The sequence below is a fragment of the Bradyrhizobium viridifuturi genome (genome assembly GCF_001238275.1).
GTDB lineage: Bacteria > Pseudomonadota > Alphaproteobacteria > Rhizobiales > Xanthobacteraceae > Bradyrhizobium > Bradyrhizobium viridifuturi.
In genome coordinates this window covers 280,589-294,026 of record NZ_LGTB01000002.1, presented here as the reverse complement: position 1 = coordinate 294,026, position 13,438 = coordinate 280,589, and the positions used below count along the sequence as shown (strand labels likewise).

Annotated in this window: 13 protein-coding genes and 2 pseudogenes; 11 read left to right on the top strand and 4 right to left on the bottom strand. The window is 63.5% G+C overall.

Features of this window, described 5'->3' with window-relative positions; translation table 11 throughout:
- Positions 1 to 3 precede the first annotated feature (3 nt).
- Positions 4 to 417, top strand: a complete 414-nt coding sequence (locus tag ALC15_RS03460; RefSeq protein ID WP_050626060.1) for a hypothetical protein — start codon at positions 4 to 6, stop codon at positions 415 to 417.
- Positions 418 to 538: 121 nt separating this feature from the next.
- Positions 539 to 1,737: pseudogene (locus ALC15_RS03455) on the top strand (ABC transporter substrate-binding protein).
- A 140-nt stretch (positions 1,738 to 1,877) separates the two neighbouring features.
- Here ALC15_RS03455 and ALC15_RS03450 read toward each other — a convergent pair.
- Positions 1,878 to 3,365, bottom strand: a complete 1,488-nt coding sequence (locus ALC15_RS03450; RefSeq protein ID WP_050626059.1) for a hypothetical protein — start codon at positions 3,363 to 3,365, stop codon at positions 1,878 to 1,880.
- A 443-nt stretch (positions 3,366 to 3,808) separates the two neighbouring features.
- On the opposite strand from ALC15_RS03450, the pseudogene ALC15_RS03445 reads away from it, so the two are divergent.
- Positions 3,809 to 4,482 (top strand): annotated as a pseudogene (locus tag ALC15_RS03445) (TetR/AcrR family transcriptional regulator).
- 146 nt (positions 4,483 to 4,628) lie between these two features.
- Positions 4,629 to 5,057, top strand: a complete 429-nt coding sequence (locus ALC15_RS03440; RefSeq protein WP_050626058.1) for an OsmC family protein — start codon at positions 4,629 to 4,631, stop codon at positions 5,055 to 5,057.
- A gap of 52 nt (positions 5,058 to 5,109) precedes the next feature.
- On the opposite strand, the gene pyk is transcribed toward ALC15_RS03440, so the two are convergent.
- Both pyk and ALC15_RS03430 read right to left on the bottom strand, forming a co-directional pair.
- Positions 5,110 to 6,546 carry a pyruvate kinase gene (pyk, locus tag ALC15_RS03435; RefSeq protein WP_050626057.1) on the bottom strand — a complete coding sequence of 479 codons (1,437 nt, stop codon included), beginning with the start codon at positions 6,544 to 6,546 and terminating at the stop codon, positions 5,110 to 5,112.
- A complete protein-coding gene (locus tag ALC15_RS03430) occupies positions 6,543 to 7,157 on the bottom strand; it encodes a DUF1036 domain-containing protein (RefSeq protein WP_050626056.1) in 615 nt (204 codons plus the stop codon). The genes pyk and ALC15_RS03430 overlap by 4 nt, the downstream gene beginning before the upstream one ends.
- Before the next feature lie 197 nt (positions 7,158 to 7,354).
- Between ALC15_RS03430 and ALC15_RS03425 the strand changes: the two genes are divergently transcribed.
- The 5 genes from ALC15_RS03425 (at position 7,355) to ALC15_RS03405 (ending at position 10,878) form a co-directional block, all read left to right on the top strand.
- Positions 7,355 to 7,657, top strand: coding sequence for a DUF1244 domain-containing protein (locus tag ALC15_RS03425; protein WP_050626055.1), 303 nt, complete (start codon positions 7,355 to 7,357; stop codon positions 7,655 to 7,657).
- 174 nt (positions 7,658 to 7,831) lie between these two features.
- A complete protein-coding gene (locus ALC15_RS03420) occupies positions 7,832 to 8,104 on the top strand; it encodes a DUF2312 domain-containing protein (protein ID WP_050422683.1) in 273 nt (90 codons plus the stop codon).
- Positions 8,105 to 8,897: 793 nt separating this feature from the next.
- On the top strand, positions 8,898 to 9,422 hold the full coding sequence (locus tag ALC15_RS03415) for a c-type cytochrome (protein WP_244485904.1): 525 nt from the start codon (positions 8,898 to 8,900) through the stop codon (positions 9,420 to 9,422).
- A gap of 170 nt (positions 9,423 to 9,592) precedes the next feature.
- Positions 9,593 to 10,093 (top strand): hypothetical protein, encoded by a 501-nt coding sequence (locus tag ALC15_RS03410; protein WP_050626053.1) that lies wholly within the window; start codon positions 9,593 to 9,595, stop codon positions 10,091 to 10,093.
- A gap of 17 nt (positions 10,094 to 10,110) precedes the next feature.
- Entirely contained in the window at positions 10,111 to 10,878 is a 768-nt protein-coding gene (locus ALC15_RS03405; protein WP_244485903.1) for a S1C family serine protease, read from the top strand.
- 89 nt (positions 10,879 to 10,967) lie between these two features.
- On the opposite strand, the gene ALC15_RS03400 is transcribed toward ALC15_RS03405, so the two are convergent.
- Positions 10,968 to 11,654 carry a CBS domain-containing protein gene (locus ALC15_RS03400; protein ID WP_050626051.1) on the bottom strand — a complete coding sequence of 229 codons (687 nt, stop codon included), beginning with the start codon at positions 11,652 to 11,654 and terminating at the stop codon, positions 10,968 to 10,970.
- 219 nt (positions 11,655 to 11,873) lie between these two features.
- Here ALC15_RS03400 and ALC15_RS03395 point away from each other — a divergent pair, with 219 nt between their 5' ends.
- Together ALC15_RS03395 and ALC15_RS03390 are read left to right on the top strand one after the other, a co-directional pair.
- Entirely contained in the window at positions 11,874 to 12,533 is a 660-nt protein-coding gene (locus ALC15_RS03395; protein ID WP_094193641.1) for a BON domain-containing protein, read from the top strand.
- A gap of 65 nt (positions 12,534 to 12,598) precedes the next feature.
- Complete coding sequence (locus ALC15_RS03390; RefSeq protein WP_050626050.1) at positions 12,599 to 13,249, top strand: BON domain-containing protein; 651 nt, start codon at positions 12,599 to 12,601, stop codon at positions 13,247 to 13,249.
- Positions 13,250 to 13,438: the final 189 nt, after the last annotated feature.

Here is a 13,438-nt window from a genome sequence, read left to right as displayed (position 1 = left end):
GCCATGGCCGGCCATACCGGCAAACCGATTGTGCAAAAGCTCGGCCTCAAGCCGGGCTTTTGTATTTTTGTCGACGGGTTGTCCGTTCCCTATGCCGACCTCGTCGGAGAGTTGCCCGCCGGTGTGCAGCTCGCGAAAATCGCGCGAGCACCACTCGATGCCGTGCATCTGTTCGCCGCCGAGGCCAAGGGCCTCTCGGCCAAGCTGCGCCGCTACCGGGATGTGATCGCGCCTGACGGCATGATCTGGGTGTCGTGGCCGAAGAAGAGCTCGGGCGTCGCGACCGATCTCACGGATGTCGTGGTTCGCAACACCGGGCTCGTGTCCGGCTTGGTCGACGTCAAGGTGTGCGCCATCGATGCGATATGGTCGGGGCTGAAATTCGTGATCCCGATCAAGCAGCGCGGCGAGCGCTGAGACCGCTGCGGCGAATAGGCTTGGCCTCAATCGGGCCGCCGTGGCATCCTCGCGCCAAGCCGCTGGACGGCACGGTCGCGCCGACTGAGAGCGCGGCAAGAATAATCGGGAGGGGAGGCCGATGCGCAAGGCAGTCGGCGCGCTTGGCGCCATTTCATTCCTGCTGCTGCCCGCCGTTTCATTTGCAGCCGAGATGCGCGGCGTCACATCAACTGAAATCAGGATCGGTCAGACCATGCCCTATAGCGGGCCGGTGTCGGCGTTCGGCGCGCTCGGCAAGGGCGAGGCCGGCTATTTCAGGATGCTGAACGAGCGCGGCGGCATCAACGGCCGCAAGATCAACTTCATCTCGCTGGACGATTCCTATGCACCGCCGAAGACGGTGGAGCAGACGCGCCGTCTCGTCGAAAGCGACGAGGTTGCGCTGATTTTCTCCTCGATCGGCACCGCGCACAACACGGCGATCGCAAAGTACCTGCAGGGCAAGAACATCCCGCAGCTGTTCCTCGCCTCCGGCGCCTCGAAGTTCGGCGACGTCACGCAATTCCCGCAGGCCACGATGGGCGTGCAGGCGCCGTTCCGCTACGAGGCGCGGCTGTATGCGCGTTACGCACTGGCGAAGATTCCGAATGCGCGGTTCGCCGTGATCTCGCAGAACGACGATTACGGCCGCGACTATCTCGCCGGCCTCAAGGATGTGCTCGGCGAGAAATACGATTCCCTCGTCACCGTTGCGACCTACGAGATATCTGACCCCACGATCGACTCGCAGATCGTCAAGCTGAAGGCCACCAATGCCGACGTCTTCGTGATCGCGGCGACGCCGAAATTCGCGGCGCAGTCGATCCGCAAGGCCTTCGAGATCGGCTGGCGGCCGATGACGTTCCTCTCCAACACCGCGGTGTGGATTTCGACCGTGATGCAGCCGGCCGCGTCGAGGCCGGTACCGGCATCATCTCGACGGCCTATGTGAAGGATCCGGACGATCCGGCCTGGAAGGACGATCCGGGCATGAAGGGTTGGCGCGACTTCATGACCAGATTCGTGCCCGAAGGCGATCAGCACGACACCAACTACGTCAACGCCTACAACAGCGCGATGGCGCTGGAGGCTGTGCTGAAGGCCTGCGGCGACGATCTCTCGACCGAGAACATCCTGCGGCAGGCGTTCGCGATCAAGGACCTGGAATTGCCGATGCTGCTGCCGGGCATCAAGGTCAACACCTCGCCGGCCGACCATGTGCCGGTCGACCAGATGCAGCTGATGCGCTTCAACGGCAAGAGCTGGGATCGCTTCGGCGAGTTGCAGACGGGGAATTAAAGGCGGCCGGTGGCGCCTCGCCGTCATTGCGAGCGAAGCGAAGCGACGAAGCAATCCATCACTCCGCGCACGCGGCCCAACGGATTGCTTCGCTTCGCTCGCAATGACGGAAGAAGTCTGAGCCGTTTAGCCTTTGACGCTTAGTTCGAACTCGCACCGGCCTTCGTCTCGTCCGACCGTACATGGATGACGGCGACGTCGTCCTTGTACAGCCGCTTCCAGCCCTTGAGGTGGTCCAGCACATTTCCGGCAGGAGAGTCCGAGCTCAGCAGCGTGGCGTCGATCCGGTATTTGTCGAGCAGGTCCAGCAGCTGTCCGGCATCGCGGGCGTCGAGCGCGGCGTAATAGTTGAGCACGAACTGCTCGCCATACAGCTCGGCGCGGCCGTCGATGAACACCTTGATGTCGCGGCTCACCAGATAGCCGCCGAACGGCGCGGTGTTGAACACGCGCTGCACCTTGTGCTGCTGGAGGACGTCGACCGCGGCGGCGGGCCAGAACACCGGCAGGAACTTGAACTGGTGCTGCGCGATGAAGGTCGTCGTGGTCACCCACGCGCCGATCACCATCGCGATCGAAGCCAGGATCGTGACGGCGGGGAACGAGCGGCGTTCCTCGAAGCGGGCGGCTTTGATGACCGCCATCCCCCATTGTTCCGATATCGGCTTGGCGAGCACCAGCGGCGCGATGAACGCGAATACCTCGATGTTGCGGATATGGCTCAGCGCCATCCAGACCAACCCGAGCAGCAGCAGGATTCGCGGCACCGACAGCGTCAGCCCACGATAGCAGATGAGGCCGATCAGGCCGAGCAGCGTGGCTTCGAAGAAGCTGGGCTTGCTGAAATCCGCGGGCATCCATTCGCCGATCAGCGTCAGCAGCTTGCCGAGGCTGAGGATCTTGGTCGCGCCGAGCAGGCTGTTCCAGCCGTAGGGCGTCACGCAGCTCGCGGCCAGCGCCGCGATACCGAACAGTCCCCATCGCACGACGAGTTGATGGCGGCGGCTGGGCTCTGCGCTCCAGACCGCCTCCAGTCCGATCGGCCCGATCAGCGCGAGGCCGAGCACGAAGCCGCCATGCAGATTGGCCCATAGCGCCATCAGCGGCAGCAGCCACCAAGATGGATACGTGCGGCGATCGGCGGCCGCCATCAGGCCGCCGATGAACGCCAGCAGGACCGGCAGCGCCAGCACATGTGGCCGCGCAAAGAAGTGGATCGTCGACAACAGCAGCGCCAGCGCGGCGATCAGGATCGCACGCGCCGGATCGAAATACGGGCTGAGCAGATGCAGGAAGATCCCAACCGTCGCGCCGATCGCGACCGACGTCAGGATTACCGGCCCGGCCCAATCGCCGCCATAGACGAGGGCGTACGCCACCTGCGACAGCCACGAGCTCGAGATCCATGGTTCGCCGAAACGGGTGAAGGAGAACACGTCCGATGTCGGCATCGCGCCGTGTTCGAGGATCCACTGTCCGACCTTGATCTGCCATTCGGTGTCGGAATCCCGCAGCAGGATCTCACCGGCGGAGAGATAAAACAGATAGGCGCCCACGGCGGCGCATAGCGGCACCAGCCCTCGCACAGAGCTGCGGCTGCTCACGCTGCTGGTGATGGAGAGTGACATGCGCTTTCTTGGTTCGGCCGAGGACATCGAGGCAACGCCACGCCTGACGTTGGGCGCACTCGACCACGGTCTCAGATAAATTCGGGTAAATGCGGCCGCGATGCGCGCGGGTCAGTGCGATACCAGATGCCTCTATTTCGGGCGATGATCTTAGCTCGCGGTTTACCATCGAAGGCCCGATCCGACCCTGAGTGGTGCTCGCAGCCGCCGATCCGTCGCTGGATCGGGGCGGCCCAAGCGCATTCGCGGGCCGGAGCGGCCGTCAGCTCAATCGGAGGTGGCGTGTGGCCGTCGCAAAATCCTTACAATTCCAGCTTGTCATCCCCTCTGAATAGTTGTTCACTTCTTCGGGCGGTTGCGGGATCAACCGCGCAAAACATTGAAGACGCGTGTGTTCTGCCGGTGGGCGCCGGCCAGGTCATACGGTTGGGGGACGGAACGCCATGGTCTATCGGCGAACACATCAGGTCGTGAAGCGGCTGGCTGCCCGGCGCAGCGCCATCCTGTCGGCTGCGCGCGATGCTGCGGCCGCGGGCGGCATGGCGGCGGTCCAGATCGCACCCGTCGCGGTGCGGGCCAATGTCGCCGCCGGCACCGTCTACCGCTACTTCCCGTCCAAAGCCGAGCTGATTTCGGAATTGATCACTGAAGTCTCGCGCGACGAGCTGTCCGCGATCCGGCGCGCGCGGACGCCGCGCCTGGCCCGTCATCGGCGCTGGCCGCCGCGGTGACGACGATCGCGGTCCATGTGCTGTCGCAGCGCAAGCTGGCCTGGGGCATCCTGGCCGAGCCGGTCGACGTCGACGTCACCGCCTCGCGCCTAGCCAGCCGCCGCGACATCTCCGGCGAGCTCGCCATGCGAATCGATGCCGCCGTGCGTGCCGGCCATCTGCCGGCGCAGGACACGGCGCTCGCCGCCACCGCCTTGCTCGGCGCGTTGCACGAGGCGCTGGTCGGCCCGCTGGCACCAAGCAATCTCGACGATCCGATCAAGCTGCGCGATGCGGTGCAGACCGTGACGCTGCTCGCGCTGCGCGCGGTCGGCGTGATGGATGCACGCGCCCGCGGTCTTGTGGTGCAGGCGACGACGCCGGCGAAGGCGCTGGTCGGCGCTTAGAGGTTTGCTTTTTGACGCGTTTTCTTCACGCGAACCGGCGTCCACTTCGCTTGAAAACGCTTTGACGCCGAGAGCGCGGCGAACACTTCCGTCGCATTGGCGTTGTAGGCTTGTGGCTGGGTTCAACCAAGCTCAGGGAGCAACGCATGACGACGACCCATGGTTCGGCCAAATGGCAGGGCGGCATCAAGGACGGCAAGGGCGCGATTTCGACCAAGAGCGGCGCGCTCGCCGATTACCCCTACGGCTTCGCCAGCCGCTTCGAGGGCAAGCCCGGTTCTAACCCTGAAGAGCTGATCGGCGCGGCGCATGCCGCCTGCTTCACGATGGCATTGTCGCTGATCCTCGGCGAAGCCAAGCTCACCGCCGAGCACATGGAGACCAAGGCTGACGTGACGCTTGAGAAGGTCGCCGACGGCTTTGCCATCACCGCCGTGCACCTGACGCTGTCGGCGAAGATCCCGGGCACCGATAACGCGACGTTCCAGGAATTGGCGGGCAAAGCCAAGGCCGGGTGCCCGGTGTCGAAGCTGCTCAACACCAAGATCACGCTCGAGGCGTCGCTGCAGGGCTGATGGTCTGGAGTGCAGTATCGGGCCACGCTGATGCGTGGCCCGGCGCGGCGCGTTACAGCTGCGCGTCGCCGTTCGGCCCGACCGAGGCGATGCGCAGCATGTTGGTGGTCCCGGGCGCACGCAGCGGCACGCCGGCGACGATGATGACGCGCTGGCCAGCCCTGGCAAAACCGTCGCGGAATGCGATCGAGCCGGCGCGGTCGACCATGTCGTCGAGATCGTGTGCGTCTTCGGCGACCACGCAATGCACGCCCCACACCACCGACAGCTTGCGGCCGGTGGCGAGATTCGGCGTGATCGCGACCACCGGCACCTTGGGCCGCTCGCGCGCCACGCGGATGCCGGTCGAGCCTGATGACGTCCAGCAGATGATCGCCGACAGATCGAGCGTCTCGGCGATCTGCCGCGCGGCGTCGGCAATGGCATCGCCCACCGTCGCCTCGGGATCGACGCGCTGCGCGTTGATCACGCTGCGATAGGTCGGGTCGCGCTCCACCTCCTCGCCGATCCGGTTCATGGTCGAGACCGCCTCGACCGGGAATTTGCCGGCGGCTGACTCCGCCGACAGCATGATGGCGTCGGCGCCTTCGTAGACCGCGGTGGCGACGTCGGAGACTTCGGCGCGGGTCGGCACCGGTGCCTGGATCATCGATTCCAGCATCTGGGTCGCGACCACCACCGGCCTGCCGGCGCGGCGCGCCATCCGGATCATCTGCTTCTGCAGGCTCGGCACCCGTTCCAATGGCAGCTCGACGCCGAGGTCGCCGCGCGCCACCATCAGCGCGTCCGCCGCATCGATGATGTCGGCAAGGCGGTCGATCGCCTGCGGCTTCTCGATCTTGGCCATCACGGCGGCGCGGCCGCGGATCATCTTCTTGGCCTCGATCACGTCCTCGGCCCGCTGCACGAAGGACAGCGCGACCCAGTCGATGCCTTCCGGCAGTGCGGCTTCCAGGTCGGCGCGATCCTTCGGCGTCATCGCGGAGACGGGCAGATCGGTGTCGGGCAGGCTGACGCCCTTGCGGTCCGACATCTTGCCGCCGATCACGACGCGCGTGACCGCACGCTCGGGCGAGGTTTCCTCGGCGATCAGCCGCACCTTGCCGTCGTCGAGCAGCAGTGCGTGGCCGGGCCGGAGCGCGGCGAGGATTTCCGGATGCGGCAGCTGGACGCGGCTGTTGTCGCCCGGCGTCTTGTCGGAATCCAGGATGAAGCTCTGGCCGTTCTTGAGCTGGGTCGATCCTTCGGCGAACGAGCCGAGCCGCAGCTTCGGCCCTTGCAGGTCGACCAGGATGCCGATCGGCCGGCCGTAGCTCGATTCGACATTGCGGATCGTCTTGACCAGCTCCCGCATCTTGTCATGCGGGGTATGGCTCATGTTGATGCGGAAGACGTCGGCGCCCGCCTCGAACAGCTTGCGGATCATCGCGCTGTCTGAGGAGGCCGGGCCGAGCGTTGCAAGGATCTTGATTCGACGCAGTCGTCTCATTGTTTGTTTCCGGGCGGCGTTGCGGCTGGCGGCAGACCCGGCGCGCCCGGCGGCGTTGCGCCCGGCGGCGGATTTGGCAGGCCCGGCATCGCCCCGGGGCTTCCCGGGGCCACGCCGCCCGGCATTCCCGGTACTTTCTGCGGCTGTTGTTCGTTGGCTTCGGTCAGCTGGACGGTCCATGCACGCTGCTCGCCGGTGTCGACCTCGAAGAAGCCGGTGCGGTCGAAGCCCCGCGCCAGGCAATTCTCGGTGCCCTTGATGGTGAATTCCTTGTCGCGCGAGCACATGAAGGCCTGGCCGGACCATTCGCCGCCGCGATCGTAGTCGAGAGCGTAGATGTAGTAGTAGCGCGCCACAAGATTGCCGCGGAGCAGGGTCTCGCAGGTCCGCGACGACACATTCCACCAGCCTTCGGTGGTCCAGCCCTCGGCGTCCTTGTAGCCGAGCGCGATCCCGACGCGGCTCGAGGTGTTGTTGCAGAGCCGGAAATCCGCCGCCGCCGGGCTCGTCCATAGGCAGGCCGCGACAACCGCCAGCACCGGCAGGAGGCCGGCCAGGATCAGGCGAATGGTGCGGGGAGGAGCTGAGGCGAGAGAATCTGTTGGGCTCATGCGGCGAAGCTATATCAAATCATTGACGATTTCGCGTGCCCGGCCGGCACTGTCAACGGGCGGGCGCCCGTTTCCCGCGCTGTGGGACCGTGGCAAGTGTGGCCGGACAGCTCCGTATTGCGCGTCGATATGGCAAAATCTGTGACAATTCCCACCTGATATCAATATGGTGAGCGCCTCACACCGGGATCACGATCATGAGCATTGACGACAAAACCAGAACGGAACTTGAAGCCGCGGTGTTTCGGCGCCTCGTCAGCCATCTCCGAAGCCGGACCGATGTGCAGAACATCGACCTGATGAACCTTGCCGGCTTCTGCCGCAACTGCCTGTCCAACTGGATGAAGGAAGAGGCCGACGCCAAGGGCCTTGCGGTGAGCAAGGACGAGAGCCGTGAGGCGGTCTACGGCATGCCCTATGAGGAGTGGAAGGCGAAGTACCAGGGCAGCGCCACGCCGGAGCAGCTCGCGGCGATGAAGAAGGCCCAAAGCGGCCACTAATTCCCGATCTGTGTGACGTCAGTTCCGCGGCCCTCAGCATCTCCTGTGGGCGCGCTGTGGATGAGCGCGATGTTTCCTTGACGGAACGTGCTCCAAAATCGAGGGTCGCCCGCAACAAGCGGTGCGCGTGGCGCGTATTCGCGCGACATTTCATTGCCATTTCAGGAGTACGCGATGGCCACCACGTCTGCCGCCGTTCAGGACGAGCCCGCAACGCGATTTGCCAAGGACCAGCTCAGGTCCATCATCGAGCGCATCGAGCGGCTGGAAGAAGAAAAGAAGACGATCTCGGACGACATCCGCGACGTCTACGCCGAGGCCAAGGGCAACGGCTTCGACGTCAAGGCGTTGCGCACCATCGTGCGCCTGCGCAAGCAAGATGCCAACGAGCGCCAGGAGCAGGAGACCATCCTGGAGACCTATATGCAGGCGCTCGGGATGCTCTGATAAATTGTGTTCTTGCGGGCGGCAGGGTGCTGAACGCACAGCCCGCGGACCGAAGCTGCATGGCGCGTGCTCCCCTCGCGCCATCGGTTATCATGGTACAAAATAAGAACAAAGCGGCTTGTCGGTCTTGTCCGTTCGGACGACGGTTGCCGTCGGGCTTCGCAGGCCCTCGCGGATCGCGTTCAATTGATGGACCTGTCGAGGGCGGGAAACCCAACCGCGTCGCAACGCGCTTAGTCGGCAGCGCAAGTCGGTATCGCTGATGACCCCTAGCAAGGGTTAGTCATCCTGACTTCGCCAGGTTCGTGAAGAGAGCCAGCCGCACCCTGATTGCTCGCCGATCGCTGCATGCTTCGAGGGGATAGACGGGGGTACCGGCCACTCGCGGATCGCGTAAAAGACGCCCCGAGCTAACAGGCCGGCGAACCGAACCCGGTGTCCGCTCACCACCACACACCATCGTCGATCGAGAGCGAACGCAGGCTAAAGGCACGTGCGAGCCGCCTCGGTCGCTACGTTGGCGGAGCGCCAACCTGCGATTTTCCGCGATGTCATGCGCTGTATGGCAGCGCTTGTGCGTTGACTGAAACCCTCTCCGGCAATTAGCCTCTATGCCGTCCGGGCACCAAGGCAATTGGCCGCATCTCCACGGGTGACAAGCTCGTGCCGAAAGGACTGTCGAGGCGTGACGGGCCGAAACATCCGAGATCGTGCTGCATGAAGCGCACTACGCAATGCTTAGGTCGATCTCTGCTCTGCCGAGGCGTCAGCCAGCCGGCTGCGCCGCAAGGTGATGATTGATGTACCTCAAACCGAAGCAGATTCATCACCGCTTAGACTGATTCATCTGGAAGCCCGGGGGCGCGATATGATGAGCCATTGCATTAAGCCGCTAATGATTGCCGGTCTGACCGCTGTTTTCGCCGCCGCCGCCCACGCTGAAGACGCCGATGTCGGGAAGGCGGAGTTTCTGGCTTCCTGCGCGAGCTGCCATGGTGCGGATGGAAAGGGCAAAGGGCCGGTCAGCGTGCAGCTGAAGGTACCGCCTTCCGATTTGACGAGCCTGGCGAAGAACAACAACGGGGTCTTTCCCATCAACGACGTTTACGAAGCCATAGATGGGCGGAGAGCAATTTCCGCACACGGGACCCACGAAATGCCGATTTGGGGAGACCGGTTCAACCCCGTCAAGAGCCTGCCTCACATTGTTGATCCGACCTACGACGCGCTCGATCCTTCGCGGGACTTGCGAGAAGTCGTCGTGCGAACGCGCATTCTCGCCATTGTCGATTATCTGAACCGCATTCAGCAGAAGTAAGCGGCCACGAAGGCGTTCGGGATCGCGTTGCCGCCGACGCGGTGACGCGATCTGCCGCGTGGAAGAGCGGCTGCTTTATTCGCTTCAGAGCCGCCGCGGCATCATTGATCCTCATCAAGGCCCGCCGCGAGTAAAGTCGCTAGTGGTCACATGGAAAGTGAGGATCAACGATGACCAGCATACTGCTTGATGCCCAGCAAATCCAGAATGCCCCGGCTCCGGTCCGTCTGTGGCTTGAGCAGCAGGTATCGGCGGTTCTTGGCCCGAGGTCGGCACCCGGAGCATCGTTACCTCGCCTGGTTGCGTGCACGGAAGCTCAGGCTGCGAACCTGCTCAATCGAATCAGACAGGCGCCGTCTGCGGTCGAAGTGTTCTTCGGGCTCGCTCATCCCGAGATCTCGTTCGGCGAGCCACCCGTCGTGACGTTCCGGCTTCTCGATCTTCAGCGTCGCGCCGGCTTGGAGAACATCACGAAACTCCTGGAATGTCTCGACCTCATCAACCGGGCGTTTGCGGAAATATGCGGCGATCCGGCAGCGCGGTTCTGTGATTTCGATGCCGCAGGGCATTGCTCGATCTTGCCGGCAACCCAGGGCAGTATCGCGGCAATGTGGAAGGCAATCATCGCGGCGGAGCGGCCCGGAGTAGTGCCAATCGCCGCAGCCGAATAGCGCGGGAGCGGGGCGAGATGAACGCGAAAAGACCCTGCAGCAGGTTGGCGCTGAAGTGGTCCGCCCCCTTGTCTTTACCCGTCATCGCGATCACGTGGATGCTCCTGCTCTGGTCCGGACAGGTTCAAGCAGGGGAAATCCGGGAGGTGCAAACACTTGCGCCATTGGTCGGAAAGGTCATCCAAAGTGTGGTCGGCATAACCGCCCGCACGGAGACTGCAGCAGTCACCCGGTCCGGTCCCGAGCCTTCGAATGGTCCGCCTCCCGCGACGAAGGATGTGTATGGCGCGGGCGTCATCATCAAGGCAGAAGCCGGATTGATCGTGACGAGCAGGCATGTGGTCAGCGGAGCCAAGGCACTCTCGGTCCGATTGTCGGATGGGCGCCAGCTTGACGCCAAGTTCGTGGTGGCCGACGAGCGGTATGACCTGGCGATGCTGAGGATCTCGGCCCCCGGCCTGACCGCAGCCCGCATCGGTCGATCAATCGATGCCGAGCCCGGAGATTTCGTCCTTGCGATCGGCGGCTCCTCGGGATCCGGTCCGAGCGTTAGCTTCGGCATTGTCAGCGCTCTGCATCGTTCGTGGCCCGGCATCTCCTGCCAGGATCTCATTCAGACCGACGCCTTGCTGGATCGCGGCAGTTCAGGCGGAGCGCTGTTCAATCTGCGGGGTGAAGTGATCGGCATTGTTGCCGCCGGCGCCGATGCGACTGAAGCCGGGCGCGCCTTTGGCCTCGCTATTCCCTCGGATGCGATTGATCGTCTCTACATCAGAATGAACTAGGGCGTTCCGGGATCGCGAAACATTTTGAGGTGCGACTCATCTGGTTTCGCCGGCTGATGGTGGCCGCCCAATGATCGTGCACCGAGATATCAGTAGACCATGACTGGCGTTTCCAGAAGATGATCGTTCACTGCAACGACACCGGGGATGCTCTCCGCGGCAACCCGGATTGCGGTGCGTTCGGCAGCGGATGGCGCATATCCCCACAGGTCGACGACGCCGTTCTGTACGGTCGCGGTCAGATTGAATGTGTGTGCCCATGGTTGCTCGCGAAGCTCGCCGAGCAATTTCTTCCTGATAACGGAATCGGCGGGTGATATCTCCAGCTTCGGCCGGGCGCTCGCGACAGCCTGGAGCAGGTTGGCCCGGCTGACGATGCCGACGAGGTGGCCGGTTGCATTCACGATGGGTATACGCTTGATGTCGTGCTTCTCGAGCAGCATCGCTATTTCGTACAGCGGCGTCTCCGGCGTCGCGGTCACGACCTTGCGGGTCATGATGTCTGCGATCTTGACAGCATGGGACTTCACGTAGTCGGACGCCATTTGCGCGTCTCCGGCCAGAAGCCGCAGCCACCACGAATACGGGCGCTCGGTGCCCGATTCACTCCGATGCATCAAGTCGCCTTCCGTGACGATCCCGACGAGTTCGCCGTCCTTGCCCACAACGGGGACGGCGCTGATGCGGTGCTCGAGCAGCAGGGAAGCAACCCGCCGGACCGTTGCGTTGGAGTCTACCGTGATGACGGGTGACACCATGACGTCGCGTGCTTGCATGATCGTGCTCTCTGTAGGTGGAAAGATGTTTCATTCTGCGGCATCACGCGCATGCCTGATTTGACCCCGATCAATCGATCTGGCGCTTCCGGCAGCTAGAGGAGGCGACGTGCGGCCAACGCTCCTGCCCGTGCTTGACGCGCTCTAGGCGCTGCGGCGCAGTTGATCCAGCGCAAGGCAATGTCAGTCCGCCGGCGTTTGATTAATCCCGATCAAACAATGGAGGTTGCCATGACTGCACTGCAGTTGCGTCAGGATGTGCTGGACGAGCTGGAGTTCGAGCCCAGTGTGGACGCTGCCCATATTGGCGTAATGGCGGAAAGCGGTGTCGTCACGCTGAGTGGCTACGTCAAGACCTATCTACAGAAGCTCTCGGCGATTTCGGCGGCACGGCGGGTCAGGGGCGTCAAGGCGATTGCGGACGAGATCGATGTTCGCGCGCCGGGCGACAAGAAGACCGCAGACGATGAAATTGCAAAGCGGGCGCTGGATATCCTCGCCTGGGACACGGTCGTACCGGCGAGCATCGCGGTCCTGGTTCGCGAGGGCTGGGTCACGCTGTCGGGAAACGTCGACTGGTATTTCCAGAAGCGAGCGGCGGAGCATGACGTGGGAATGCTGTCCGGCATTCGCGGTATCAGCAACAACATCCAGGTCGCGCCGCGCATCAAGGCCGAGAACGTCAAGGCCAAGATCGAGGGCGCATTGAAGCGGCGCGCCGAGACGCAGGCGAAGGCGGTCCGGGTCTCCATTCGCGACAACGACTGCGTTCTCCTCGAGGGCATGGTTGACAACTGGCAGGAACGTCGGGCGATCGAGAACGCCGCCTGGTCTGCACCTGGCGTTCAATCGGTTGAGGACAAGCTGACGGTCGGCTGAATCCCGCGGTGGCGGGTTGGCCGGAGACCGGCCTCCTGCGGCCGCAATCTCGCAAGGAGCGACACATGAGAGACAAGACATTGCGCCAGGACGTTATCGATGAGTTCGAGTTCGATCCGAGCTTCGATGGTGCGCACATAGGAATTGCGGCCGAGGACGGGGTCGTTACCCTGACTGGCCACGTGGGCAGCTACGGGCAGAAGCTCGCGGCTGTTGCCGCCACTCAGCGTGTCAAAGGTGTGCATGGCATCGCGGATGAGATCGAAGTTCGCTATCCCAACAACCCGAAGAAGGCCGACGACCAGATCGCAAGGCGTGCGCTGGATCTCCTGCACTGGGATTCCACAGTGTCGCAATACGAGATCAACGCGCTCGTGAGCGCCGGCTGGGTTACCCTCAGCGGTACCGTCAACTGGCAGTTCGAAAGGCGAGCGGCAGAATTGTGCGTTCGCAAGTTGGCCGGCGTCATCGGCGTTCTCAATCATATCAAGTTGAAGCAACGCGCGACGAGCGGCGACATCAAGGCAAAGATTGAGGCCGCGCTGATGCGGCACGCGACGGTCGAGGCCGGCGCCATTCGCGTCTCGGTGACGGGAGGGGATCACGTTGTGCTCGAGGGAGAGGTGGACAACTGGCGCGACCGGAGCGCAGCCGAACACGCAGCTTGGTCTGCTCCGGGCGTAATGTCGGTCGACGATCTGATTGTCGTTCGCTGACTGCCAGGGGGACCAAGAGCATCGCGTCAATAATGAGCGATCTCCTCCTGCCGTGCGGGGAGCGTTACGGACCGCTTGATCCGTGCCAGCCTGGCTCGTGCGTCACGGCCGATTGATCCGCAGGGTTGCGGTGGGTCAAGGCGCGTGGCCGTTCCGTCGAGCCATCATGGCATGGTCGTCAGAAAGGAG

Excerpts from the sequence above, each read along its gene's own strand:
- ALC15_RS03460 (WP_050626060.1), top strand. The coding sequence starts at position 4 with ATGGCCGGCCATACCGGCAAACCGATTGTGCAAAAGCTCGGCCTCAAG.
- ALC15_RS03450 (WP_050626059.1), bottom strand. The coding sequence starts at position 3,365 with ATGTCACTCTCCATCACCAGCAGCGTGAGCAGCCGCAGCTCTGTGCGA.
- ALC15_RS03440 (WP_050626058.1), top strand. The coding sequence starts at position 4,629 with ATGACGACGACCCATGGTTCGGCCAAATGGCAGGGCGGCATCAAGGAC.
- pyk (WP_050626057.1), bottom strand. The coding sequence starts at position 6,546 with ATGAGACGACTGCGTCGAATCAAGATCCTTGCAACGCTCGGCCCGGCC.
- ALC15_RS03430 (WP_050626056.1), bottom strand. The coding sequence starts at position 7,157 with ATGAGCCCAACAGATTCTCTCGCCTCAGCTCCTCCCCGCACCATTCGC.
- ALC15_RS03425 (WP_050626055.1), top strand. The coding sequence starts at position 7,355 with ATGAGCATTGACGACAAAACCAGAACGGAACTTGAAGCCGCGGTGTTT.
- ALC15_RS03420 (WP_050422683.1), top strand. The coding sequence starts at position 7,832 with ATGGCCACCACGTCTGCCGCCGTTCAGGACGAGCCCGCAACGCGATTT.
- ALC15_RS03415 (WP_244485904.1), top strand. The coding sequence starts at position 8,898 with ATGATTGATGTACCTCAAACCGAAGCAGATTCATCACCGCTTAGACTG.
- ALC15_RS03410 (WP_050626053.1), top strand. The coding sequence starts at position 9,593 with ATGACCAGCATACTGCTTGATGCCCAGCAAATCCAGAATGCCCCGGCT.
- ALC15_RS03405 (WP_244485903.1), top strand. The coding sequence starts at position 10,111 with ATGAACGCGAAAAGACCCTGCAGCAGGTTGGCGCTGAAGTGGTCCGCC.
- ALC15_RS03400 (WP_050626051.1), bottom strand. The coding sequence starts at position 11,654 with ATGCAAGCACGCGACGTCATGGTGTCACCCGTCATCACGGTAGACTCC.
- ALC15_RS03395 (WP_094193641.1), top strand. The coding sequence starts at position 11,874 with ATGGAGGTTGCCATGACTGCACTGCAGTTGCGTCAGGATGTGCTGGAC.
- ALC15_RS03390 (WP_050626050.1), top strand. The coding sequence starts at position 12,599 with ATGAGAGACAAGACATTGCGCCAGGACGTTATCGATGAGTTCGAGTTC.